This is a genomic window from Sporocytophaga myxococcoides DSM 11118 (assembly GCF_000426725.1).
In the GTDB taxonomy this organism is placed as follows: Bacteria; Bacteroidota; Bacteroidia; order Cytophagales; family Cytophagaceae; genus Sporocytophaga; species Sporocytophaga myxococcoides.
In genome coordinates this window covers 68,662-94,383 of the sequence record NZ_AUFX01000014.1, presented here as the reverse complement: position 1 = coordinate 94,383, position 25,722 = coordinate 68,662, and the positions used below count along the sequence as shown (strand labels likewise).

24 protein-coding genes are annotated in these 25,722 nt (G+C 36.1%); 12 read left to right on the top strand and 12 right to left on the bottom strand.

Features of this window, described 5'->3' with window-relative positions:
• The first annotated feature begins 75 nt into the window (after positions 1 to 75).
• Positions 76 to 2,088, top strand: coding sequence for an alpha amylase C-terminal domain-containing protein (locus K350_RS0117320; RefSeq protein ID WP_028980980.1), 2,013 nt, complete (start codon positions 76 to 78; stop codon positions 2,086 to 2,088).
• 77 nt (positions 2,089 to 2,165) lie between these two features.
• Here K350_RS0117320 and mtgA read toward each other — a convergent pair whose 3' ends face one another.
• The 3 genes from mtgA to K350_RS0117305 form a co-directional block, all read right to left on the bottom strand.
• The gene (gene mtgA / locus K350_RS0117315; protein ID WP_342665055.1) at positions 2,166 to 2,855 is read right to left on the bottom strand and encodes a monofunctional biosynthetic peptidoglycan transglycosylase; all 690 of its coding nucleotides are present in this window, start codon (positions 2,853 to 2,855) and stop codon (positions 2,166 to 2,168) included.
• 117 nt (positions 2,856 to 2,972) lie between these two features.
• On the bottom strand, positions 2,973 to 3,278 hold the full coding sequence (locus K350_RS0117310; RefSeq protein ID WP_028980978.1) for a GNAT family N-acetyltransferase: 306 nt from the start codon (positions 3,276 to 3,278) through the stop codon (positions 2,973 to 2,975).
• 76 nt (positions 3,279 to 3,354) lie between these two features.
• Positions 3,355 to 3,933 (bottom strand): nitroreductase family protein, encoded by a 579-nt coding sequence (locus tag K350_RS0117305; RefSeq protein ID WP_037576194.1) that lies wholly within the window; start codon positions 3,931 to 3,933, stop codon positions 3,355 to 3,357.
• Positions 3,934 to 4,134: 201 nt separating this feature from the next.
• Between K350_RS0117305 and ligA the strand changes: the two genes are divergently transcribed.
• From ligA to dapA, 3 genes are read left to right on the top strand one after another with little or no spacing between them, the layout of a single operon-like run.
• The gene (gene ligA / locus K350_RS0117300) at positions 4,135 to 6,141 is read left to right on the top strand and encodes an NAD-dependent DNA ligase LigA (RefSeq protein ID WP_028980976.1); all 2,007 of its coding nucleotides are present in this window, start codon (positions 4,135 to 4,137) and stop codon (positions 6,139 to 6,141) included.
• Positions 6,142 to 6,147: 6 nt separating this feature from the next.
• Positions 6,148 to 6,666, top strand: coding sequence for a DUF6913 domain-containing protein (locus K350_RS0117295; RefSeq protein WP_028980975.1), 519 nt, complete (start codon positions 6,148 to 6,150; stop codon positions 6,664 to 6,666).
• A 3-nt stretch (positions 6,667 to 6,669) separates the two neighbouring features.
• Complete coding sequence (gene dapA, locus K350_RS0117290) at positions 6,670 to 7,545, top strand: 4-hydroxy-tetrahydrodipicolinate synthase (RefSeq protein WP_028980974.1); 876 nt, start codon at positions 6,670 to 6,672, stop codon at positions 7,543 to 7,545.
• Positions 7,546 to 7,587: 42 nt separating this feature from the next.
• On the opposite strand, the gene K350_RS0117285 is transcribed toward dapA, so the two are convergent.
• Positions 7,588 to 7,770 carry a hypothetical protein gene (locus K350_RS0117285; RefSeq protein ID WP_028980973.1) on the bottom strand — a complete coding sequence of 61 codons (183 nt, stop codon included), beginning with the start codon at positions 7,768 to 7,770 and terminating at the stop codon, positions 7,588 to 7,590.
• 119 nt (positions 7,771 to 7,889) lie between these two features.
• On the bottom strand, positions 7,890 to 9,134 hold the full coding sequence (locus K350_RS0117280) for an aminotransferase class I/II-fold pyridoxal phosphate-dependent enzyme (RefSeq protein ID WP_028980972.1): 1,245 nt from the start codon (positions 9,132 to 9,134) through the stop codon (positions 7,890 to 7,892).
• 193 nt (positions 9,135 to 9,327) lie between these two features.
• Here K350_RS0117280 and accC point away from each other — a divergent pair, with 193 nt between their 5' ends.
• Genes accC through K350_RS0117260 form a run of 4 tightly spaced genes read left to right on the top strand, consistent with a single transcriptional unit; the run spans position 9,328 to position 13,840 of the window.
• Entirely contained in the window at positions 9,328 to 10,824 is a 1,497-nt protein-coding gene (gene accC, locus K350_RS0117275) for an acetyl-CoA carboxylase biotin carboxylase subunit (protein ID WP_028980971.1), read from the top strand.
• Between the two features lie 6 nt (positions 10,825 to 10,830).
• Positions 10,831 to 12,051 (top strand): DUF1015 family protein, encoded by a 1,221-nt coding sequence (locus K350_RS0117270; RefSeq protein ID WP_028980970.1) that lies wholly within the window; start codon positions 10,831 to 10,833, stop codon positions 12,049 to 12,051.
• Positions 12,052 to 12,087: 36 nt separating this feature from the next.
• The gene (locus K350_RS29355) at positions 12,088 to 13,254 is read left to right on the top strand and encodes a tetratricopeptide repeat protein (protein WP_051313258.1); all 1,167 of its coding nucleotides are present in this window, start codon (positions 12,088 to 12,090) and stop codon (positions 13,252 to 13,254) included.
• 16 nt (positions 13,255 to 13,270) lie between these two features.
• Positions 13,271 to 13,840 (top strand): Maf family nucleotide pyrophosphatase, encoded by a 570-nt coding sequence (locus K350_RS0117260; protein ID WP_028980969.1) that lies wholly within the window; start codon positions 13,271 to 13,273, stop codon positions 13,838 to 13,840.
• Here the strand turns inward: K350_RS0117260 and K350_RS0117255 are convergent.
• Positions 13,833 to 14,834, bottom strand: coding sequence for an NAD(P)H-dependent glycerol-3-phosphate dehydrogenase (locus K350_RS0117255; protein ID WP_028980968.1), 1,002 nt, complete (start codon positions 14,832 to 14,834; stop codon positions 13,833 to 13,835). The genes K350_RS0117260 and K350_RS0117255 overlap by 8 nt on opposite strands.
• A gap of 69 nt (positions 14,835 to 14,903) precedes the next feature.
• Here K350_RS0117255 and K350_RS0117250 point away from each other — a divergent pair, with 69 nt between their 5' ends.
• Positions 14,904 to 15,731, top strand: coding sequence for an aminotransferase class IV (locus K350_RS0117250; RefSeq protein ID WP_028980967.1), 828 nt, complete (start codon positions 14,904 to 14,906; stop codon positions 15,729 to 15,731).
• A 70-nt stretch (positions 15,732 to 15,801) separates the two neighbouring features.
• Here K350_RS0117250 and K350_RS0117245 read toward each other — a convergent pair whose 3' ends face one another.
• Both K350_RS0117245 and K350_RS0117240 read right to left on the bottom strand, forming a co-directional pair.
• Positions 15,802 to 16,596, bottom strand: a complete 795-nt coding sequence (locus K350_RS0117245) for a thymidylate synthase (protein WP_028980966.1) — start codon at positions 16,594 to 16,596, stop codon at positions 15,802 to 15,804.
• An 87-nt stretch (positions 16,597 to 16,683) separates the two neighbouring features.
• Positions 16,684 to 16,920: a hypothetical protein gene (locus K350_RS0117240; protein ID WP_028980965.1), complete on the bottom strand. Its 237-nt coding sequence runs from the start codon at positions 16,918 to 16,920 to the stop codon at positions 16,684 to 16,686.
• A 284-nt stretch (positions 16,921 to 17,204) separates the two neighbouring features.
• Here K350_RS0117240 and leuS point away from each other — a divergent pair, with 284 nt between their 5' ends.
• The gene (gene leuS / locus K350_RS0117235; protein WP_028980964.1) at positions 17,205 to 19,973 is read left to right on the top strand and encodes a leucine--tRNA ligase; all 2,769 of its coding nucleotides are present in this window, start codon (positions 17,205 to 17,207) and stop codon (positions 19,971 to 19,973) included.
• A gap of 74 nt (positions 19,974 to 20,047) precedes the next feature.
• On the opposite strand, the gene K350_RS31440 is transcribed toward leuS, so the two are convergent.
• A complete protein-coding gene (locus tag K350_RS31440) occupies positions 20,048 to 20,725 on the bottom strand; it encodes a porin family protein (protein WP_162144189.1) in 678 nt (225 codons plus the stop codon).
• A gap of 383 nt (positions 20,726 to 21,108) precedes the next feature.
• On the opposite strand from K350_RS31440, the gene K350_RS0117225 reads away from it, so the two are divergent.
• Together K350_RS0117225 and K350_RS0117220 are read left to right on the top strand one after the other, a co-directional pair.
• Positions 21,109 to 21,702 (top strand): Crp/Fnr family transcriptional regulator, encoded by a 594-nt coding sequence (locus K350_RS0117225; RefSeq protein ID WP_028980963.1) that lies wholly within the window; start codon positions 21,109 to 21,111, stop codon positions 21,700 to 21,702.
• Positions 21,703 to 21,758: 56 nt separating this feature from the next.
• Positions 21,759 to 22,370: a hypothetical protein gene (locus K350_RS0117220; RefSeq protein WP_028980962.1), complete on the top strand. Its 612-nt coding sequence runs from the start codon at positions 21,759 to 21,761 to the stop codon at positions 22,368 to 22,370.
• A gap of 70 nt (positions 22,371 to 22,440) precedes the next feature.
• Here the strand turns inward: K350_RS0117220 and K350_RS0117215 are convergent, their stop codons facing one another.
• The 3 genes from K350_RS0117215 to K350_RS29340 all read right to left on the bottom strand — a co-directional run bounded on the left by K350_RS0117215 (position 22,441) and on the right by K350_RS29340 (position 25,711).
• Positions 22,441 to 22,791: a TfoX/Sxy family protein gene (locus tag K350_RS0117215; RefSeq protein ID WP_028980961.1), complete on the bottom strand. Its 351-nt coding sequence runs from the start codon at positions 22,789 to 22,791 to the stop codon at positions 22,441 to 22,443.
• A gap of 96 nt (positions 22,792 to 22,887) precedes the next feature.
• Complete coding sequence (locus K350_RS32050) at positions 22,888 to 24,858, bottom strand: eCIS core domain-containing protein (RefSeq protein WP_156027080.1); 1,971 nt, start codon at positions 24,856 to 24,858, stop codon at positions 22,888 to 22,890.
• A gap of 199 nt (positions 24,859 to 25,057) precedes the next feature.
• Positions 25,058 to 25,711, bottom strand: a complete 654-nt coding sequence (locus K350_RS29340) for a DUF4291 domain-containing protein (protein ID WP_051313254.1) — start codon at positions 25,709 to 25,711, stop codon at positions 25,058 to 25,060.
• Positions 25,712 to 25,722 lie beyond the last annotated feature (11 nt).

Below are 25,722 nucleotides of genomic sequence, written 5' to 3'. Positions count from 1 at the left end.
AATTCTCTAAACAATAATTTTTATATTAGAGTTATAGCGTGTATTATTAAGCTAACATAACTTTTTTATATCACAGTGAAGGAAAAAGAAAAACTGCCTCTTATCCAGGACGATCCCTGGTTGGAACCCTATAATCATGACGTTGAAGCTCGTCTTGAACGATTTCATAATGCTTTGAGTGAAATTCAAAAGGCATACGGTAGCCTTAGCAATTTTGCTGACGCTCATAAATACTATGGGGTTAACTTTGATAATGAAAAAAACGGATGGTGGTACAGAGAATGGGCCCCTAAAGCTCATCAGCTGTTCTTAACCGGAGACTTTAATCATTGGAACAGAGGTTCTCATTCTCTTACTAGGAATCCTAGAGGAGATTGGGAAATTTTTCTTCCTTATGATCAATATAAAGATACTTTTGTTCATGGAAGCAGGATTAAAGTTCACATAGTAGCCAATAATGGCGCGATGGACAGAATTCCTGCCTATATGCAAAAGGTCATTCAGGATCCCCAGACTTATGACTTTAGCGGACAGCTTTGGTTTGAGTCTTTTCCATTCCAATGGGGGCCATACAACCTGAATCTTCAGGATGTTCTCAATGAACCTTTAATCTACGAGGCCCATGTAGGAATGGCTCAGGAAAAAGAAGGGCTTGGGACTTATATCGAATTTGCCGATGAAGTGCTTCCTAGAATTAAGGACTATGGATACAATGCAATTCAGTTGATGGCAGTAATGGAACACCCATACTATGGGTCTTTCGGCTACCACGTATCTAACTTTTTTGCAGCTTCCTCTCGCTTTGGAAATCCTGAGGATCTAAAATACCTTATTGGTAAAGCACATGAGTTGGGAATTGCCGTTATTATGGACATTGTTCATTCTCATGCAGTAAAAAATCTTTCTGAAGGACTTAATGAATTCGACGGAACGGATCATCAGTATTTCCATTCCGGAGGAAGAGGTTATCATGAAGGATGGGACTCCAAAATCTTTGATTATGGAAAATGGGAAGTGAAGCAATTTCTGCTAAGCAATGTTAAATTCTGGCTGGAAGAATACAAGTTTGATGGGTTTAGATTTGATGGCGTTACATCAATGCTATACTTTCATCATGGCTCTACCTCCTTCGATCATTATGACAAATATTTTAAAAATGATGTAGAATGGGATGCCATCACCTATCTGCAGCTAGCTAATGAATTAATTAAAGAAGTAAATCCGAATGCAATTTCTATAGCAGAAGATGTGAGTGGAATGCCTGGCCTTTGCAGAACAGTAGAAGAAGGTGGCCTTGGTTTTGATTACAGACTTGCAATGGGTATTCCGGATTACTGGATAAAAATATTAAAGGAGAAATCTGACGAAGACTGGGACATTAATGAAATGTGGTCAGTATTAAGCAACCGTAGATGGAAGGAAAAAACAATTGCTTATGCAGAATCTCATGATCAGGCGCTTGTTGGTGACAAAACACTTGCATTCTGGCTTATGGACAAGGAGATGTACTTCCATATGCTGGTTGATGATCCTAATGTAGTTATTGACAGAGGGATTGCCCTTCATAAAATGATCCGTTTATTCACCATATCATTGGGAGGAGAAGGATATCTCAACTTTATGGGAAATGAATTCGGTCACCCAGAATGGATAGATTTTCCTAGACAAGGAAACAACTGGAGTTACAAATACGCTCGCAGACAATGGACATTGGTTGACAGCAAAAATCTGAAATACCAATACCTTGCAAACTTTGATAGGGCAATGGTTCATTGCATAAAAGAAAACCATATTGTTTCCGCTTTAAACGGAAGACAAATCAATATGGACTCTGCGAATAAGGTCATCATATTCGAAAGAAATAACCTTGTATTTATATTTAACTTCAGTATTGGAAATTCTATTTTTGGTTATCGGTTCAGAGCTCCAGAAATGGGTAAGTATAAAATCATCCTAAATTCAGATGAAAAGGAATTTGGTGGATTTGGAAGAGTTGATACGGATTTTATCCATGAAACTGATGAATTCCAGTCATTAAGTATTTACCTGACCAACAGAACAGCTTTGGTTATGAAAAAAATAGATTGATATTAAATACTAAAATAAAAAAAAGGGTTCGGATAAATATTCGAACCCTTTTTATTGAAAGGAATTTTGCCATTATATCAGGAAAACTCGACCTTTCCCATTCTTGCCATATTCTGTCTAATCCAATTTCTTCTCTTTAAAATATACATTGAAGGCTTGGTTGGAGACCATTTTAAGGGATTTGGTAATATTGCTGCTAATAAGGCCGCCTGATCTTTTGAAAGTTTTTTTGCATTGATACTGTAATAGTATTTTGAAGCTGCCTCTGCGCCATAAATTCCATTACCCAGCTCTACAATATTAAGGTAAACTTCAAGTATTCTTTCCTTACTCCAGAATATTTCTATAAGAACAGTGAAATAAACTTCAAACCCTTTTCTTAACCATGATCTGGAAGGCCAGAGAAAAACATTTTTTGCAACCTGCTGACTAATTGTACTGGCACCTACTACTTTTTTCTTCCCTTTTTTATTGTACTTCATAGCCTTTTTTATAGCATCAAAGTCAAATCCAAAATGATCCATAAATCGCTGATCTTCTGATGCAATTACAGCCCTTTTTAAATTAGGAGAGATTTGATCAAAAGATACCCAGTCTTTTTTAAGTTTTAGAGATTTACCATTCCAGATCTGTTCACCACACCTGATGATCATTAATGGTGTTGCTATTGGGGGAATAAATCTTAACATAATAACAGAAAACAAGGTACTGACCAGAAAAAAAATCACAGTCAGTTTAATTATTCTAACACACTTTTTCCAAAACATCTTCATCCGGATTTGTCAATCCATATTTTAGTAATCTAAACGAAATTACTAATAAATATTTTCTGAATTGAAAAATCAGGATGAAGTTGATTGATTTTTGAAGATTAACCAGGGTTATTAAATTACGGCAGGCTCTTTGGACGCTGTTACCAACAACTCCTTAAACTCTCTTCTTTTTTCTATGAAATTGTGAATATAGGAACAAGACGTTCTTATCTTAATAAAATTTTTTTTGGCAAAATTTAGAGAAAATTCCACAATTCTACCTGCAATTCCCTGGCCTCTCAAATTTTTTGGAACAAACATTTGTTTGACCTCAAAAATCTGATCGGAAAGTTTTTCATACTTTAAATTGCATTCCTTTCCATTTATAACGATAAAGAATTTCTGACTCTTCCCATCATGCTTTATATCGAAAATCATCGTTACCCTCCTGTGATTTTGTTTAAGAACTTTTAAAATATAACAAGAGAGATTTTAATTTTGTTAACCGCCTTCCCTATTCAAAAAGCTTTTCGCCCCATCCGGAAAAGACTAACTCATTGATAGGAAACCTATTTACCATTTGCTTTTCACGTTCCTGCAAATTTGGAGGCAAAGAATTAAGATCTCCCTTATAGCCCAAAGCAATTACAGTCACAGGTTCGAATTCTTCTGGAATCTGTAAATTTTCAATTGCTTTTTCACGGGAAAAACCTCCCATCTGATGTAAAAATAGGCCTTCGTTTGTCGCCTGAATAGAAAGATATGCCACTGATTGCCCAAGATCATAATGTCTGCTGGTATTTTCAGAACCATTTCGGGTATAATGTTTTTTGACTAAAGTCAGAATTAAAACCGGAGCATGTTGAGCCCAAATCTGATTGCTTTCATTCAAACTATCTGCTATGCTTTTCCATACATTGACATCTTTTTTTAATCCGACGACATACCTCCAAGGCTGTTCGTTCATTGCCGAAGGCGCTCTCCTGGAAGCTTCAAAGATCCTTTGAAGTTTTTCATTCTCCACCTCTTTTGATAGATAAGCTCTTGGACTCCAACGATTTTCTATCAGCTCGTGTACTTTAATATTTCCCATCACAATAAATTTTAAAATGTAACTTTATTTATATTAATTATATCAATTACCATTGAAAATCCTTTAAATCACTATAATCAATTACTTATCTGAAAAACTATTAGTTGATTAACAGTGATATTTTTTTAAAATGCCTATTCCCGGTTTATTTTTGTATAATTATAACTTAGAAAAATTTAAAAACAATTCATTTAATAATAGATGACCAGAGAAGAAGCCAAACTACGAATAGAAGAGCTTACAGAAAAGATCAATTACTATAATGATTTATATTATCAGCAAAGCACCTCTGCGATTTCAGATTTTGAATTTGACAAATTACTTGAAGAGTTAATTAAACTAGAGGATTTACATCCCGAATTTAAAAAAGAAGATTCGCCCAGCCAAAGAGTTGGTGGTACTATTACCAAAGAATTCAAAACTGTTTACCATGTTTATCCAATGCTCTCCTTAGGCAATACCTATTCTGAGGAAGAACTTATTGAATTTGATAACAGGGTCAAGAAGACAATTGGTACAAATTTCGAATATATAGCTGAGCTTAAATTTGATGGAGTGGCAATGAGTATAACTTACGAAAACGGCATCCTTAAACAAGCAACTACAAGAGGAGACGGAGTTCGTGGAGATGACGTTACTGCCAATGTTAAAACAATAAGAAGCATTCCGTTAAAAATAAAAGGTGACAATATACCTCCCCTTTTTGAAGTTCGAGGTGAGGTATTCCTTCCTCTTGACTCCTTTAATAAAATCAATAAAGAGCGAGAAGATATTGGAGAACCTCTACTTGCAAACCCCAGAAATGCAGCCTCAGGTACAATCAAAATGCAAGATTCAACTGTTGTCGCGCAAAGAAAATTGGACTGTTTCGTATATGGCTTATTAGGAGAAAATCTGAATATAAAATCTCACCACGACGCCTTAATAAGAATTAAGGAATGGGGATTCAATGTATCAGATTCTTATGCCCGTTGTAAAGACATCGGCGAGGTAATGAATTATATAAACAAGTGGGAAAAAGAAAGATTCAAACTTCCGCTTGGCACTGATGGTATTGTTATAAAAGTAAATGATTATAAACAGCAAGAGATACTTGGTTACACTGCAAAGAGTCCGCGATGGGCAATAGCATATAAGTATAAGGCAGATACCGCAAGTACATTGCTTGAATCCATAGAATATCAGGTGGGAAGAACAGGAGCCGTTACGCCGGTTGCGAACCTACTTCCCGTACAATTGGCAGGTACAAAAGTAAAGAGAGCTTCAGTACACAATGCCAATGAAATTAAAAGACTTGATCTACGCATCGGCGATACCGTATTTGTAGAAAAAGGTGGGGAAATTATACCTAAGATTACAGGAGTAAACCTGGGTTTAAGGCCAGAAAATAGTATCCCTATTGAATATATTAATAATTGCCCAGAATGCGGTACACCACTTATCAGAAAAGAAGGAGAAGCAGTACATTACTGTCCTAATGAGAAAGGATGTTCTCCTCAGATTAAAGGTAAACTTGAACATTTTATTCAACGAAAAGCTCTGAATATAGAAGGGATTGGATCTGAGACTGTGGATCAGCTTTATGCCAAAGGCTTAGTGAAGGATCCTGCAGACTTATATGATTTAACATTTGAAAAACTTTGCAGTCTTGAGAGATTTGGTGAAAAGTCTGCTAATAATATTATAAAAGGCTTAGAAACATCCAAAACAGTTCCTTTCAAAAACGTATTGTTTGGAATAGGTATCAGATATGTAGGGAATACTGTCGCGGAAAAACTTGCAGATCATTTTAGTAATATTGATGCACTGGCAAATGCCTCTTTTGAAGAGCTGAGAGCAGTTCCTGAAATAGGAGAGAAAATTGCACAAGGAGTAGTAGAATATTTTGCACAGGAAGAACACCGACTTTTTATCGAAAGGTTAAAAAAAGCCGGACTTCAGATGGAAGCTCAAAAGAAAGTAATTGAATTCGAAAGCAATATTTTTGAAGGAAAAACATTTGTTATTTCAGGAGTCTTCCAAAATTTCAGCCGGGACAGCATTAAGGAAAAAGTAGAAAAAAATGGTGGCAAGGTAGTCTCCAGTATTTCAGCCAAGCTAAACTTCCTGATTGCCGGAGAGAATATGGGGCCGTCCAAGCTTGAAAAAGCACAAAAACTTGGTATTCAAATGATTTCCGAAGATGAATTTACAAACATGTTAAAATAGTTAAAGATGATTAAAAAGCTTTTTTTAAGAGTTAGAACTTATTACAACAGAAAAAATAACAAAGCCAAAAGGGAAAGTCTGAGTTATGAAGAATCTTCAACGGTCGGGATTCTTATCAGCAACGAAAACCCCAAAGGCAATGAGCTGATATCTCAATTTGTGAAAAGTCTGATTAAAGAGGGGAAAAAAGTAGTAATCATCTGCAATTCAATGACCAATAATTGTGCCTTTGATTTTCCTTTTACAAGAATTTCATTTAGTGAAATAAAATGGAATGGTACTTATCGGGACGAGAAAATAAATAATTTTATAAAAACCGAATTCGACTATTTATATTCTATTAATATTTCACCATTTTTGCCTTTCGAAAATATTTTATCTGCAAGCAAAGCAAAATGCCGGTTCGGAATCTTTTCAGAAAACAATAAAAATATTCTGGAAGTAATGGCCGAATTAAAAAAAGGAGAAGGCATTGAAGCATTGATCAGATTAATGGAAGTTTGTACAAAAAAATTCAGGAGTTAAAAAATGAGTATTTTTTCGGGGACCGGAGTAGCACTTGTAACGCCGTTTAGTGATGACGATAGTATTGATTTTAACGGATTAAAAAAACTACTCGATCACGTAAGTCAGAATGGAGGAGACTATTTAGTGGTAAATGGCACCACAGGTGAATCTCCAACAACCAGTCAGGATGAAAAAAAACAAATCTTAGATTTTGTACTCAAAGAAAACAAGGGCAAGCTTCCAGTTGTCTTCGGCATAGGTGGTAATAATACTAAAGAAGTTCTTGAGAGAATAAAGAATACGAATTTCGAGGGAATTAGCGCGATCCTATCAGTTTGTCCTTATTACAATAAACCTTCTCAGGAAGGAATATATCAGCATTATAAAAAAATAGCTGAGGCATCTCCTGTACCAGTAATTCTTTATAATGTTCCTGGCAGAACAGGAATCAATATGACAGCGGAAACAACTATCAGACTTTCCAATGTTAAAAATGTAATTGGGATCAAAGAGGCTAACAGCGATTTGAAACAAGCTGAAGAAATAGCTAATAAAAGCATTAAAGGCTTCCTGCTTATTAGCGGTGATGATATGACAACAGCAAGTTTCGGCGCCATTGGTGGTGTTGGAGTTATTTCAGTGCTAGCCAATGCATTTCCAGCACATTTCAAAAAATCAATTCAGTATACCTCTGAAGGGAAACATACCGAAGCTGAAGCAGTGATTGCTAAACTTGGGAAAATTAATCCTTTGATGTATGAAGAAGGGAATCCAGTAGGAATTAAAGAAGTATTGGAGCGTAAGGGTATCTGCAAAAGTAATGTAAGACTGCCGTTGGTAAAAGCTTCTCAAAATCTCAGAGACCGTATTTTACAGGCGATAAACGAAGTTAACTAATAAATAACAAAAAAAGAGGCTGAATTTCAGCCTCTTTTTTTGTTATTGTTCTTCAGTATTCTTCTTATCCTGAACCTCAACTCTAATCTCCTGAGCTAAATTTTTAAGATCCTGCATACCTTTCCTTACACGGGTCCCTGCTGCTGCATTTTCTTTTTCATAAAATTTCGCAAAATCACCTTCCAGCGACATCACAAGATTTTTCAGTTGTTCGAATCTGTTCATTATTATAAAAATTTAGGTTATTAAAACGTTCTAAATTAATAAATTAAAAAATACTACTCAAAAGAAAAGTAAGATTTTCTTTCTATATTATTAGAAAACCTTACTCTTATCTTGCTTGATTAAATTGAAATGTTTGACAGTTTCTGTGTATAAAGCTTATTCTGAAGTTTATAAGCAACTTCCTGGAAAGCTTTGATTGTCTGCTTAACATCCTCAAAAGTGTGCATCGCAGTAGGGATAATTCTAAGTTCAAGAACCCCTTTCGGTACTACCGGATAAATAACTATAGAACAGAAAATGCTGTAGTTTTCTCTTAAATCTATTATCAGCTGAGCAGCCTCACTCTCGTCACCTTTCAGATAAACAGGAGTTACAGGAGATTCCGTTTTACCAATATCAAATCCTGCATCTTTCAAACCTTGTTGTAAATTACGAACTACATTCCAAAGGTTTTCTCTTAATTGAGGCTGAGATCTAAGCAATTCAAGTCTTTTCATCCCTCCCACTACCAAAGCCATTGGTAATGTTTTAGCAAAAATCTGAGATCTGGTATTATATCTTAAAAAACCTATCACTTGTTCTGTACTTGAAACAAATGCACCAATACTTGCCATAGATTTGGCAAATGTTGAGAAGTAAATATCAATACCATCCTGAACTCCAAGATGCTCTCCTGCACCGGCTCCAGTAGGTCCCATAGTTCCAAAACCGTGAGCATCGTCAACCAGCAATCTGAATTGATACTGTTTTTTCAGATCTACTATTTCTCTCAATTTACCAAGGTCACCTGCCATACCGAATACACCTTCAGTAATTACAAGGATTCCACCTTTAGTTTCCTGAACTATTTTAGTAGCTCTTTCAAGTTGTTTTTTAAGATTTTCAATATCGTTGTGAGGAAATACAAATCTTTTTCCCTGGTGTAGTCTTACACCGTCAACAATACAAGCGTGAGATTCACTATCATAGATTACTACATCATGGCGGGAAAGTACTGCATCTATAATGGACACCATTCCTTGGTATCCGAAGTTAAGAAGCATTGTATCTTCTTTTTTCACAAAATCAGATATCTGAGACTCGAACTCTTCAATTAGATTTGAATTTCCAGACATCATTCTTGCTCCCATTGGGAAAGCCAAACCATATTTTGCAGCACCTTCGGCATCAGCTTTACGAACTTCAGGATGATTTGCAAGTCCAATGTAATTATTTAAGCTCCAGTTCAAAACTTCTTTTCCTCTGAACTTCATTCTGGGGCCAATTTCGCCTTCTAGTTTTGGGAATGCAAAATATCCATGTGCGACCGAAGAGTGTTTTCCTAACGGTCCTTTGTCATTTGTTAATTTATCAAATAAATCCAAGGTAGTAAATTTTTAAAATAATCAAATCAAAACCTTATTCTGATCAAATCCAGATCCAAAAATCGTACAAATGTAATCATTAAAATCAGATCCTGAATATGGTTTTCGATAAAATACCTCCTATATTCTTAAAAAAAGAATAAAATTAATGGATTTAATTATTTATTATTGACACATACTAAGGATCAGAAAAATGCAAAAAATCAAAAAGGTATTGGTAGCAAACAGGGGTGAAATTGCTTTGAGAATCATGAGATCGCTAAAAGAAATGGGCATAAAAACTGTTGCTGTTTTTAGTGAGGCAGACCGCCTTTCTCCTCATGTTCAGTATTCTGATGAAGCTGTTTGCATTGGTCCTGCTCCTTCTTCCGCCTCCTATTTAAATAGTTCGAAAATAATTGAAACTGCTCTAAAACTAAAAGCTGATGCAATACACCCAGGATATGGGTTTCTAAGTGAAAATGAGACCTTTGCTCGTCAGGTGGAAGAATCAGGTTTGATTTTTATAGGACCTTCTGCCAATTCCATAAAAATAATGGGAAGTAAACTGGCAGCTAAAGATGCTGCATCTGCCTATAATATCCCAATGGTGCCAGGAATAAACAAACCGGTAACCGATATTAATGAAGCGCTTAGAGTAACTTCGGAAATTGGCTATCCTGTTCTTATTAAAGCAAGTGCCGGAGGAGGAGGAAAAGGAATGCGTATTGTAGAAAATCCAGAAGAATTTGCGGAACAACTAGAAAGAGCTTCAAGCGAGGCCAAATCTGCCTTTGGCGATGGTTCTGTCTTTATTGAAAAATACATTGCATCACCTAAACACATAGAAGTTCAGGTTCTTGGAGATCAACACGGTAATTTAATCCATCTTTTTGAAAGAGAATGCTCGATTCAGAGGCGTTATCAGAAAGTGGTTGAAGAGGCCCCCTCTCCTGTTTTAAACCATGAGAAAAGAATGGCGATAGGAGAAGCAGCAGTCAAAGTAGCTAAGTCTTGTAACTACTACGGGGCAGGCACTGTTGAGTTTATTGTAGATGAACAGCTTAACTTTTATTTTCTTGAAATGAATACCAGGCTACAAGTAGAACATCCCGTTACGGAAATGATTACAGGAATAGATCTGGTAAAGGAACAGGTTAATATAGCAGAGGGTAATTCACTTTCGTTCAGACAAGAAGATATCTCTATCAGAGGCCATGCAATTGAATTAAGGGTTTATGCAGAAGACCCAGCGAATAACTTTCTTCCTGATATCGGAAAACTAATAACGTACAGAAGACCTCAAGGCCCTGGAATAAGAGTTGATGATGGTTTTGAAGAATCAATGGAAATACCTGTATTCTATGATCCTATGATTGCTAAATTGATCGCCTATGGAAGTAACAGGACTGAAGCCATTCAAAGAATGAAGAGGGCAATTTCGGAATACAAAATTTCAGGAATTATGACTACTCTGCCTTTTGGTGCCTATGTGATGGACCACGAGGAATTTATTTCTGGCAGATTTGATACCCATTTTGTAAAAAAACATTTTTCTCCAGAAAATTTAAAAACCAACTTGGATAAAGATACTGAAGAAATTGCCATGGCCTTCGCAGGAAAGTTTTTTACCGAAAAAAATAATACCCAACCCTTGTCAGAATTTCAAAGCACTTCCGGAAACTCAGTTTGGAAAAGAAGATACAGTTAATTTTTTATGGCCGAAGTGTTTCCTTTGGAAGTGTATATGTATAATGATTTACAGTCACTTCCTAATCTTTCTTTTCCGCTAATGCCCAAGGAAGAGTTCAGCAATGATTTGGAATCTCTGTATAATATACCATTCCATAGTATTTTACTTACTTATCCCAAAACTTCACAGGAAGATGATTCCCCTTTTCAGGAATGGAAAAAAAATGGAGTATTGAAAAAAGAAAAACCAACTGTATATAAATACACTCAGGAATATAATCATCCAGTAAGCGGAAAACTCTTCAAACGCATAGGAATAATGGCCGCTTTAAAAGTAGACGACTGGGGACCTGAAAGTGTATTGCCCCATGAAGGGATCAATTCAGAGGTAGTTGAGCAAGGGATTCAATTTCTTGAAAAATATCAAGTTAATTCATCTCCTATTCATCTGCTTTACTCTGATCCGGAAAAATCACTTCAAAACTATCTGAAAAATCCCACTGATTTAGTTGCAAAATTCACGGATACGTTTGGGACCACTCATCAACTTGAAAAATTTGAAGAGAATGCTATTAAGGACATTACCAGCCTGTTCAAAAACAATCCACTATTCCTGGCAGATGGTCATCATAGGTACCAGACAATGATACTTTATAATAAAAAGTATGGTCAAAATGCACTTATTCCGGCTTATATTAGTTTAATGGAGAATGAACCCCCGACTATTTTACCCTTTCATAGATTAATAAAATTAAGTGAATTTAAGGAAGAAAAATTACTCAAGATTTTGAAGAGTTTTTTTCAATTGCAACCTGTTTCCTCAGAAAACGTAGAGGCATTCACCTCTCAGGAAGATGAGGGAGAATGGGGATTAATTCTGAAGTCTCAATCATTTATTCTTAAGCCGATTAATGAAAAAGTTAAACATTTTATTAATAATAACGCTTATAATGAGGCCGGACAAAAAATGGCACTAATTGACTATTTAGTATTAAAATACTTAGAAAATTTCAAAAAAGAACAACCTAAAAACTGGTTTAATCTAAAATTTTCTTATAACTTTACTAAATTAACTAAAAAAGTGCAGTCTGGAGATGCAGATTTTGGATTAATATTAAAAGGAGTAAGTATGAAAACACTCAGGAAAACAGTATTAAATAATTCAATATTGCCTGAGAAATCTACATTCTTTTACCCTAAAATGCTTGCTGGTTTGGTCTTTTACGACCTTATCGATCAAAATTGAAAACACTTACAAATCTTTACGATACATTCAGGTCATATGAAAAACTATATTGTTCTCAAATCATTGCTATTACTGATGGCATTTGTTTCCTTCGTGGGAAATGCCTCTGCAGAAATCGCTGCTGACACCTCTTTCTTTGAAAAGGGAAATGTAAAATACAAAAAAGGTGATTTTCTTGGCGCTATTGAAGAGTTTGATAAAGTATTGGCAAAAGATCCTAAGAATGTAGAAGCGTATTTTAATAGAGGAATATGCAGGACTGAGATTGGAGATAATGAGTCAGCTATAGAAGACTTTAACAATGTACTTGAACTTAACCACAATCATTATAAGGCATTCATAAAAAGAGGGATTGCCAAAGAGCAACTTGGCGATCAAAAAGGAGCAATCGATGACTTCTCAAAAGCTTTGGTTCACTCTCCAAAAGATCCTGACGCACTATCCCACAGAGCTAATATTAAATATCTTCTAAGTGATTATGCAGGATCTATAAAAGATTACACAACTCTAATTGAACTTGCGCAGCCAAATAACTTTGAGGCATTTTACAAAAGAGGTCTGGCTCGTAATGAATATGGAAGATTTAAAGAAGCAATCGCTGATTTTTCAAGGGTTATAGAATTATATCCTAAATACAACTATGCATACTTCTACAGAGGTTTTGCAAAAAATCATATTGATGACTACAAAGGTGCCATTGAAGATTATACAAAAGTAATTGAACTGGACCCAAATGATAAGTTCTCTTATTACAACAGAGGCTATTCTAAGCTTCAGGTGATGGACTTTGATGGTGCAGATAAAGATTATCAAAAAGCAACAGAGATCGATCCTAAATTTGAAGAAGCATATTATCAGTGGGCAGAGGTTTTTGCAACAAGCGGAAACACAAAAGCTGCAATGGAAAAATTCAACAAAGCAGTAGAACTATTCCCTAACCACAAAGACGCATATTTCAATAGAGGTGCTTATCTTACTGAAATAGACAAAAGCAAAGAAGCTATTACTGATTTAACAAAAGCAATCGAGTTAAATCCCAAAGATAAAGAAGCTTATTATTTCAGAGGGATTGCTTATGCTCAATTAAATAAAAACTCCGAAGCCTGCCTTGACCTGAAACAAGCGGAACAACTTGGAGATGTAAGAGCTACAGAAATGATTAAAAGCGTTTGTGGCAGAAACACTCCAAACCTGATCAAATAATAAATATCAGTAAGATTTGAATAAGAATTTAAATATAATCCTTGCTTCCAACTCGCCAAGAAGGCAACAAATACTTAAGGAAGCAGGGATTATTTTTTTGGTAAAAAGTAAAAATATTCCCGAAGATTACCCTTCTGATCTACCCAAAAGAAGTATCTCTGAATACCTTGCCGAAAAAAAAGCAGAATCATTTTGTGATGAATCAAAAGACAGCCTAATAATAGCTGCCGATACAACAGTGCTCGTAGATGGAAAGATCCTTGAGAAACCTGTTAATCAATCTGATGCAACTAGAATGCTTAAGGAATTATCTGGAAAATACCATGAGGTAATTACTGGGGTCTGTCTATTATATAAAGACAAAAAAATATCATTTTCCGATACCACTAAAGTCTATTTTAAAGAGCTTTCCGAAGCTGAAATTCAACATTATGTGGAGACCTACAAACCATTTGACAAAGCAGGAAGCTATGGTATCCAGGAATGGATAGGACTTATCGGAATTACGGGGATTGAAGGTTCATACTTCAATGTGATGGGACTTCCGATTCACAGAGTTTATGAATGCCTTAAAGAATTTAAGTAAGTTTACTTTCCATTATTCTTATTTCTGTAACAGGAGAAGTTTTTTCATAAAGAATATTATAAACAGCTTTTATAATGGGCATATCAATAGATAAATCTTTGTTAATCTCATTGATCCCCTTCACTGCATAATATCCTTCAGCAACCATATTCATTTCTATCTGAGCAGATTTCACAGAATATCCTCTTCCTATCATATTTCCAAAAGTACGGTTCCTGCTAAACTGAGAATAGGAAGTTACAAGTAAATCGCCTAAAAATGCAGAAGAACAAACTATTCTATGGTCAGAAGGATGTAAAGCATTTACAAATCTGGAGATTTCCTGCATTGCATTTGATACCAAAACTGCCTGAAAATTATCTCCATAATTTAAGCCATGAGTTATGCCACATGCAATAGCTATTATATTTTTCATAATTGCAGCATACTCTATTCCATACAGATCAAGAGAAACAGATGATTTTACAAATCGACAAGACAAGAGCCCGGCAACTGTCTTTCCGGTTTCCAGATCTGATGCACCAATAGTAAGATAAGATTTCTTTTCCATGGCAACTTCTTCAGAATGACATGGACCAGCAATGATGCAAAGCTTTTCAGGTTTAACTCCAAATTCAGAAGAAAGGAAATCAGTGATGAGCTTATTTTCATGGGGAATCATCCCTTTTATTCCTGATACAATGATTTTATTCTGATAACTCTCTTTATCGAGCGAAAGAAGGACTTCTTTTACAAAAGCAGATGGAACTGCAAGGATCAAGACAGAAGATAATTCAACAGCTCTTTTAAGGTCTGAAATAGGCTTTACTTTCGTAAGATTAATATGAATATCGCTTGCATATCGTGGATTTGACTCATATGCGAGAATGTGTTCTACATCCTCCTCCTTTCTTACCCACCAATGAATCAGTATATTTTGCTCTGACAGAATCTTCACAAGTGCTGTAGCCCAGCTTCCCCCTCCTATTACAGCAACTGATAACTGCTTTTCCATGTAGTTTTTTAAATTTAAATTCCTGCTAAATTAGCAAAATAATTTTTATTGACTGATTAAAATCTTACCATGAGCCAACTCATTCTAAACGGAGAATATTACCCAACAGATAGCAACCAGCTTTTATCCACTAGCAACAGAGCTTTTTTATATGGTGATGGAATTTTTGAAACTATTAAGCTTCAGAATAAAAATTTGTTATTCTGGGAAGACCATTACAATCGAATGGTCAACGGGGCAAAAGCTTTATCCCTGGATTGTTCAAAAATAACTGAGGATAACTTAAGAGATTCGATTATTAACCTTGCTGAACAAAATTCTTTACCAATAGCCAGGATACGAATACAACTATGGCGCGCTCCCGGAGGATTGTTCACCCCGACAGATAATTCAGTTCAATATTTAATTAATGCCTCAGAATTTACAGTAGCTCCTTCATTGAAAAGATCCTGCTTTTTCTTTGAAGAAGTTCCTTTAGCATATTCATCCATTTCCAGATATAAAACCTGTAATGCACTCCCATACATTCTTGCCAGTATCAAAAGAAAGGAGCTTGAGGCTGATGAAATGATTTTATTTAACACTGATGGATTTGTATCCGAATGCACAGCTTCAAACATCTTCTGGCTAAAAGGAGAAACGTTATGTACTCCTTCTCTTGAAACAGGCTGCATTGAAGGAATTGTTAGAAAACAGATTTTGGCTTACGCAAGACAACATCATATAAAAGTTGTGGAAGGCCAGTACTTTAAAGAAGAACTATTACATGCTGACTTTGTATTCACTACAAACACAGCAGGAATAAGTCAGCTGGCTTGTATTGAAGGAAAGCAGTTTAAAGAAAAACATCCTTTGTATGATCAATTGATTGAATCATATTCAAAGGATGTTTCTTAACAAGGCTAAAAATACTTAAGCCTATTTTATTTAAAAATTTACTTAATACTTATTACTTACAACTTAATACTTAAACCGCTACATCCGCCTTTATTGCAGGATGAGGATTATAATTTTCCAGAATAAAATCTTCATATGTAAAATCAAAAATAGATTTTACAGCAGGATTAATTTTCATCTGAGGAAGAGGTCTTAATTCTCTTGAAAGCTGAAGCTTAGTCTGCTCAAGGTGATTTGAATACAAATGAGCGTCACCCAATGTATGTACAAAATCTCCCGGTTCTAAGCCACAAACCTGCGCAACCATCAAAGTCAGCAATGCATATGAAGCGATATTAAAAGGCACACCTAGAAAAACATCTGCACTTCGCTGATACAATTGGCATGAAAGCTTGCCTTCTGCTACATAAAACTGAAAAAATGCATGACAAGGCGGCAACTTCATTTTATCTACATCAGAAACATTCCAGGCACTCACGATAAGTCTTCTTGAATCTGGTGTTTTTTTGATTTGTTCAATCACCTTTGAAATCTGATCGATGTGTCCGCCGTCAGGAGTTGGCCAGCTTCTCCACTGACACCCATATACAGGGCCAAGATTCCCCTTTTCGTCAGCCCATTCGTCCCAGATGCTTACACCATTTTCTTTTAGGTATTTAATATTGGTATCTCCTTTCAGAAACCAAAGCAACTCATGAATAATCGATTTTAGATGAAGCTTTTTAGTCGTCACTACTGGAAATCCTTCCGATAAATCAAACCTCATCTGATACCCAAATACACTGATTGTTCCGGTTCCGGTTCTATCTTCCTTTCTCACTCCTTTTTCAAGAATGTGGGTCATCAATTCATGATACTGCTTCATAACTTTTATTTGTCGCTACCCCGAAAATACAAAAAAAAGGTCCCAAAAGGGACCTTTTTAAATTAAATATTCTTTTTGTCTTAAAAACTACTCAGCAGCTTTCTGCTCAGCCGGAGCTGCATTTTCTGCTCCTTTTGAAGCGCAGCATGATTTTTTAGAAGAAGAACAGCCTGATTTAGAAGCGCATTCTTTCTTCTTTTTCTTTTTATCCTTGTCTTTATCCTTTACGACAACAGAAATATTTGAATCTGTTACAACTGCTGCGAAAGAAGTACCGAAAGCAACAAGAACTGAGAATATTACGCTGAAAATTACTTTTTTCATAAGATTAAAATTTCAATTATTAAGGTTTAAAACAAGAGATATTAGATAAATATAAAAAAATATTGATTCAATTCCAAATAATAAGATTTTTAAATACCACTGCATGATACGGTATAATATCATTTGAGTTTTCCCGAATACAATTTTTGCTGTTGCATTTTCTCCTAATTGAATAATTCCTATGTTGCTCTCTTGTAGAATTTTAAACTTCAGTAAGCTGTTATTGAAAAATACTGCTTAAAAAAACTATTTTTGCAGTCCAAAAAAATAATGATATAACTACCATGGCAGATTATAACTTTCAGGAGATAGAAAAAAAGTGGCAGGATAAGTGGGAGACTTCCAAAATCTTCGAAGCGGACACCAACCAGAGTAAACCAAAATACTATGCCCTCGACATGTTCCCTTATCCTTCAGGGGCTGGACTTCACGTTGGACATCCACTGGGTTACATTGCCACAGATATTGTTGCCAGATACAAAAGAATCAAAGGCTTTAACGTATTGCACCCAATGGGATTTGACTCCTTCGGTCTTCCTGCGGAACAATATGCTATGCAAACAGGCCAGCATCCTGCCATTACAACTGAACAGAATATAACAAGATACAAAGAACAGCTAAAAAAGATAGGCTTTTCTTACGATTGGTCAAGAGAAGTAAGAACCAGCAACGCTGATTATTACAAATGGACTCAATGGATATTTACCCAGCTTTTCAAGCACTGGTATAACAAAGACAAGGAAAAAGCTGAATCCATAGAAGATTTGGTAAAGATCTTTGAAACTTCAGGAAACAAGTCTGTGAATGCGGTTCGGGATGAAGATACTCCTGTTTTCACTGCAGAAGACTGGAAGAAACTTTCAGAAAGGGCAAAGCAGGAGATGCTTTTGAAATATCGTCTTACTTATCTATCCGAAACTATGGTAAACTGGTGTCCTGAGCTTGGAACTGTGCTTGCTAATGAAGAGGTAAAGGATGGAGTTTCTGAACGCGGAGGATATCCTGTAATCAGAAAAAAGATGCTTCAGTGGAGCATGCGTATCACTGCTTATGCAGAACGTTTACTTGCAGGACTTGATACCATTGACTGGCCTGAGCCAATGAAAGAAATGCAGCGTAACTGGATTGGAAAATCTCTGGGCGCTGAACTTACTTTTAAAGTAGAAGGTAAGGACCTTGAGTTAAAAGTTTTCACCACAAGGATTGATACCACATTCGGTGTAACCTTTGTTTCCATAGCTCCAGAGCATGAGCTAATCCCTGAGCTTACTACTCCTGATCAAAAGGCAGAAGTAGAAAAGTATGTGGAAACAGCTAAGAACAGATCAGAAAGAGATCGTATGAGCGATGTAAAAACTGTTTCCGGACAATTTACAGGAAGCTATGTGATCAACCCTTTTAATGAAGAGCGTATTCCAATTTATATAGCTGACTATGTACTTTCCGGATATGGTACCGGAGTTGTAATGGCTGTTCCTTCTTCAGATACGAGAGACTTCGGATTTGCAAAACATTTCAACTTGCCAATCATACCTGTTCAGGAAGGTGAAGGTTCGGATATTACCAAAGATGATTTTGATCCGAAAAAAGGTACAATGATTAACAGTGCATTTCTGAATGGCCTTACAGTACCTGAGGCAATTAAGAAAGCTATTGAATTCATCGAGCAAAAAGGTATTGGCAAAGCCAAGATCAACTTTAAAATGAGGGATTCTATTTTCGGAAGACAAAGGTATTGGGGCGAGCCAATTCCTGTATCTTATGATAGTGATGGAATGCCTGTAATATTCAAAGATTCAGAATTACCATTAATTCTCCCTCCTATTGACGAATATAGACCTACAGAAGCCGGTGATCCTCCGCTGGGAAGGAACAAAGATTTTGTTGCGAAGAATATTGAGCTAAGCACAATGCCTGGTTGGGCAGGGTCAAGCTGGTATTATCTGCGTTACATGGATCCTAAAAATTCCGATAGACTGGTAGGCAAAGAAGAAGAAAAATACTGGAATCAGGTAGATTTATATATTGGTGGTGCAGAACATGCAACGGGACACTTGTTATACTCAAGGTTCTGGAACAAGTTCTTAAAAGATATCGGATACGTTAGCAGCGAAGAGCCTTTTGCAAAGCTTATCAACCAGGGAATGATCCAGGGAAGATCGAACTTTGTGTACAGGGTTAAGGGAACCCAAAAATATGTATCTTATAATCTAAGAAAGCAATACGATACAACTCCATTGCACGTGGACGTAAACATCGTTAATAATGATGTACTCGATACTGATGCATTTAAAGCATGGAGACCAGACTTTGCCGAAGCTGAATTTATTCTTGAAGATGGTAAATACATCTGCGGAAGCGAAGTAGAAAAAATGTCGAAGTCGTTGTTCAACGTTGTAAACCCTGATGACATTGTTGCCAAATATGGAGCTGATACACTTCGTTTATATGAAATGTTTCTTGGACCTTTGGAACAATTCAAGCCATGGAATACAAATGGTATCGAAGGAGTATTTAAATTCCTGAGAAAGCTTTGGAATCTTTGTCATGATGAGAATGGTAAGCTTAATATTTCACAAGCCGAGCCAACCAAGGAAGAATATAAAGCGCTTCATAAAACAATTAAGAAAGTAGAAGAAGATATTGAACGCTTCTCATTCAATACTTCTGTAAGTACTTTCATGATTTGTGTAAATGAGCTTGGTTCATTGAAATGTAACAAAAAGAAAATCCTTAGTGATCTTCTTATAGTCCTCTCTCCTTATGCACCTCATATCGCAGAAGAGCTATGGTCTGAGTTCGGCAATAAGGATAGTATACTTAAAGCTACATATCCTGCATTCAAACAGGAATATCTGACTGAGGCGAGTTTTGAATATCCTATTTCCATCAATGGAAAAATGAGAGTTAAACTTGATCTTCCTCTTGACCTTACCAGTCAGCAGATAGAAGAAACGGTACTTTCCAATGACCAAGTACAGAAATGGCTTGAAGGCAAGGCTCCTAAAAAAGTAATCGTAGTACCAAACAAGATTGTGAATCTTGTAATATAAAAATTGCACTATGTATAAAAATAAAAAGGCTGTCTTTACCGGACAGCCTTTTTTAATTTAAACGTCTTCAGGTCTTAGTAGCTCTTATTTTTGCCTAACAAGAAACCAATACCAGCTGAAACAGCCCACTGACGGTTCTTAGCATTCAGCCCGTAGATATCGTTGTTGATTTCATCAAATCCAAACCCATATCTTCCGTCAACAGTGAAGAAGACAGGACCGGCATTGATATCAATACCTGCACCTACCACTCCACCGAAATCATGCTTTTTGATTGCTGTAGTGCCATATCCAATTGACTCACCTGTTTCAGTATTATTGACAGTATAGCTGGCTTTATTTCTAAATCCCCAAGATGGACCTGCAAAAATATTAGGATAAACTGCTCCAAGAGGTAATCTTAGCTTTAACAGCACCGGCACCTGAATGTAACTGCTATTAAGTCTGGTATTAGTACCACCAAACTCTCCTCTGGTACCAAATTGGTTATAAAGTACCTCTGGTTGAATAGCGACTATACGTGCAAGTCCGATGTTAGCAAAACCACCGGCTACGAATCCCTTTCTGGAATCCTGATTACTTTTATCCTTTGACAAATGCGAGAATGTTGCTCCTCCTTTAGGACCTAAAGAAAAAGTCACCTGTGCATCTGCATTTTGCAGACCTAGAAATACCAGACCTGAAAACACAACTGACTTTACTACTCCTTTTAGATTTGAAAGTAATCCCCTTCTCTGTACTACCTTTTCCATTTTATTCATTTCGATTAGTTAGTAAATCATTTATTAGACTAACGGGGAGAGAAAAAATATTGTTTAAAAGCCAAAAACCAAAAGGTAAAAGACGAAAGAAATTGATTAAGTAATAAGGGGTTTAGAAGAACAGAGATGAAGACTGATGAATGAAGATTAACTTAACTTTACTCTGTAAGAACAATATGAAAATTGTGTCATTAGGCTGATAAAAAAATCCTCATCAATCAAGACTTGGTAAACAGAAAGTATAAATATTTTCATATCTGATAAAAATTTGATCTATTCAAATCCTAATAAAATATAATTTGCCCTCAATAATATTGATTGTTACCTTAGGCATCGTCAAAGTTATCCCTTGACATCTTATATAATTGATTCATATGAATACTCTTTCCGATATCACCCCTATCATAAATGCTATCAGCGAAAACTACTCTCCCCTTTCTGAATCTTGCAAAACTGATATCCAGAAAAAAGCCAAAGTTTTAATACTGGAAAAGCCTGCTATCCTTGTTAAAGAAGGCCAATTTGCGGACAAAGCATATTTCCTGATTAAAGGTTGTGCAAGGGCTTTTTATCTAAAGGACGGAAAAGATATTTCAGACTGGTTCGCATTTGAAGGTGATTTCATATGTTCAATCAACAGCTTCTTTTTAAATATACCCAGTCCACATGCTATAGAAACATTGGAACCAGCTGTATTACTGGAACTTTCAAGAGACCATATACAATCCCTATCCGATCAATACCATGATTTTGAAAAACTCATCAATAAAGTAGTAGTCAAAACTTTACTTCAACTGCAACAGCGCATTGTATCAATTCAGTTTGAGACTGCTCATCAAAAATTTGAGAACCTTCTAAAAATCACTCCGGACATTACCCAAAGGGTACCGCTTACCCATATCGCATCTTATCTGGGTATTACGCTGGAAACCCTTAGCAGAATCCGGAATCCTAAAAACCGAATTTGATTTATATCAAATGAATATCGGAAAAGTAATTTCACCTTTGGTAAAATTACAATCAGATGAAAAAGGGACACTACTTATCAGGAATATTCATAGCTGTTTTTGTTACAATACATTTACTAAACCACCTCATAAGCTTGGCTGGTGTGCCGGAGCACATCAAATTGATGGAAACATTTAGGCTTCTTTACCGAAATATTTTCATAGAAACTATTCTACTGGGAGCTATCCTTTTCCAGACTATTTCTGGTCTAAAACTATTCAGGACAAAAATAAAAACAGTCGAAACTCCATTTGAAAGAATTCAGGTCTGGTCGGGGCTTTATCTTGCCGTATTCTTTTTTTTCCATATCAGCGCTGTTATGACAGGAAGATATCTGCTTCATCTTGATACCAATTTTTATTTCGGCGCAGCAGGTATTAATACCTTTCCTTTCAACTTATTCTTTGTGCCTTACTACGGACTTGCAATACTATCCTTCTTCGGGCATATTGCAGCTGCTCATAATAAAAGGATGAAAAGTGATTTTCTGAGCCTTAGCCCGAAAGGGCAAGCTGGAGCAATACTAGGTCTGGGGCTTCTCGTGACAATTCTAATCTTTTCTGGAATGACCGATTACTTTAAAGGCATTAGAATTCCTGTGGCTTATGGAGTTCTTGTTGGGAAATAAGCAAAAGTAGAATTTACTTCACCAATTGTCTGAAAGCATATGGTTTATTAAAAAAAATATAATTGCCATTTTACTTTTTCTTCTTTTTTGAAGCCTTAGCCTTGCTGTTGAATTCCAAACACAGCTTGATCCAGAATTCAAAATCTTTCTCCTTTTGGATACCTTTAGGACTAACATAGCAGTATCCCTTAAGCTCTTTCCCTCTCATTACCAATGGTAAATAGCCCGCCTTCGTTTCAATTTCCTTCTGCCTTTCAGGATCAAATCTGCACATCAGATTTTCTCCACTCACATTTACACACATCTTATCATTGATCATAAATGCCAATCCTCTAAACATATTCTTTTCTTCAATTTTTAACCCTGGAACTTCGGAAAGATAAATCCTGACTCTATCTGCAAGTATTTGATCAAATGACATATTTTATGGTATTTATTTAGCTTATACAATAATGGAAGGATCTTTTATTTGTACTCGTTTTATTTAGCACAAGTCATTCCCACTTTATCCAGGTACTCAAAGAGTATCCTTTTTCTTTCCATCCATTCCAACTAAATTATTTGGTTTTACTCTTCCTTCTTCCCAATCCCATCTATCTTTAACAATGTCAGTATCTACAGTCTCTGCTTTTTCAGCACGTACCCAAGTTCTCAAAAATGATCTTTTCCCGTCACTTTCCTTATCCAATGACAGATCATTATCTTTCTGATCCAGGAGCATGCTCATTCTTCGTTGCAATGGCCGATCATCGGATGTCATATTACTTTTTCCACCTGCCTTAGGTATTGAAACCACTCCAAAACCATCATGATCTCCTTTATGCACCAAAAGGTCTATATCAGCGTCCGTCAATATTTTTTTCCCGGGATCTGCTTCTCTCATCATATTTCTATCATACCTCTTTCCTCCATTTGAAATTTTCTCAAAAAACTTAAACCAGCGCTTTCCTCTATTCGAAATCTTTGGTTTAATTTCAGATTTCTCCTCCTCTTTATTTGGCATACTTTCAGATTTTCCCTCTTCTTTATCCAGAGCCTCAAATCGTTCTATATATTTAAAATAATTCTTTTTATCCTTTTCCTTCAGGTAATCATGTATTTCGAATCCTTGAGCCCTTCTATGTCTTGTTGTAGGAGATGAGTGATTGATCGCTTCATCCACAAATGAAACAAAACCATATCGGGGAATCTCAACAACATCTATTATTTGCGGCTCTCTCAACTGATCCATTACTGTCTTTCTATCCTGAAGAAACTCTTCCGGCAAACTTTTGGCAATGTCCGACATATGCTTTGCATTTTCCATTGGATTTACAACATACTCTGGTCCTATAACCTTCTTTTCATTAAGATAATTTAAATTTACAAACAGCGTTGTTCCAAGCGTGTCTTTATGAAAAACATTATCTAAGGTAGACCTTTCTCTATAATAATGTACTTCTACCACAACTTTCCAGGCAGAATTGCCACCGTTCGCAAAATCACTTTCCTCCAAATAATCAAACTGCCCCGCAGCTTCCATAGTACTCAAAGTATTAGCAATTATATTTCTCTTCAGATCTTTTCCTAATAATTCGTAAATCCCGAAACCTACTGCTCCTTTTCCAAGGTTCACAAAATTACAGCTGTTGATGAGTTCCTTTAAATTCTTAAACCCCTGTAACGGGGGCAGTACAATGCCTCCAAGACATACAGCAGCATTATATTTCATCCTGTTCACATCATCCATCTTATCTATCTTCATTACCTTCTTATAGATTTTTTCGAGATCGCTTTCAATATTTTTTGCCAGTTTAATGTCCTGTTGTCCTACTTTTGGTGCAGCCATGTTTTTACTACTGAGCACCTGAGCTGATTTTTCATTCCTCTGGACAATATTTGAATGAACATCTTTATTTTTCCGTTGAACTGGCAACTCACTTTCATTCGAAATTTGTAAAGCTTTCATACCCATTTCATCTGCTTCCTGTTCCAACCCCTTATCGTCATTAATACTCACTTTTTCCTTCATCTGAATTGTAGGCTGCACCCTTCCCTGCTTCTGCTGCACTACATGCCAGGCCTCATGCGGCAAATGTTTTTCCTGACCGGGAGCCATGTGAATGTCTGTCCCCTGAGCATAGGCATGAGCTTGCATCTGCGCGGGTTTGTCTGAATTGTAATGAACCTTCACATCATTCATAGATATGCCTGAAAGATTTTCTATTCCGGACTTTAGGTTATCCGGCATACCTGTGTTATTTTCTTTTGTTAAATTCTTGTTTTCCTTTAACTGTATGTTTTCTTCCTCCTCTTCTTTCTTCATCTGAATGTTTCCCTGAGGAAAACTCATAGATTGCATTACATTATTGCCATATCCATTATTCTGTAAATGCTCCAATCCAGTGTTGGCTAGTGATCCATACTCCATTGAACTCAGAGTTGGACGGGAAGTATTGTTATGACTTCTTTGAAGAGCGGGGACCTTTTGAGTTTTTTCTGAAGACATACTAAACTGAGTTTACTCCCTTATAGCAATAGAATAAAGTTATTATATAATCGAATATACATTTTAAATTCGGCATTCAGGAAGCCATTATGAACAAGGAGATCCAAATGATGGAATGAAACAATCAATTATATGAGGTACCTAGCTCAAAACGGTCAAGACATATCTCAATAAATAACTGAAGCTTTTATCCTTTTTATTAAAACCTACCCTTCGCAAATGCTCCTGGTATAGAATATTTCTGCTTTAATGACTCACTTACTTCTACAACACTTTCATGCATCACATAAAAAAATTCTTTATTCTGATCCAGGTTAGCTTTTTGTTCTTTTACAAAATCAGTGATATCAGTAATAGATTTGATAAAGGTATTATTAAACCTTTCGAGTGCAGTTCCTTTCATTCCGATCTGAACCGCACGTCTTTTGAGCTTATCTCCATTTGGACCATGATCTGGATCCCATTGAATTCTTACTTCACTGTTATTCAATTGTTCTCTCCATGACTGCTCATTACCATACCGACTATCATAACTGGTGACAACCCCGAGCTCTAACAATTCCGAAAATCCATCCATAGATATTTCAATAGCTAATATCCTGTTTTGATTTTCCTTTTCGGCCCAACCGCTTCTGTACATCATCCAAAGGAAATTAGGCTTAATCCAGGTCATTCTTGAAAAGCTGTAATCTGCACCACCAAACTTCTGGTTGGCTATTGCATAATTAGCGATCCTGTCATTAAATGCCTGATACACGATAATGGAAGATTCCTTTACTTGTCCAAGTATGAAGTTACCTTCCTGAGGCAAGTCTTTTTCGTAATTGATATATGGCATGGTATTAAGCTTCATTTTATAATCAT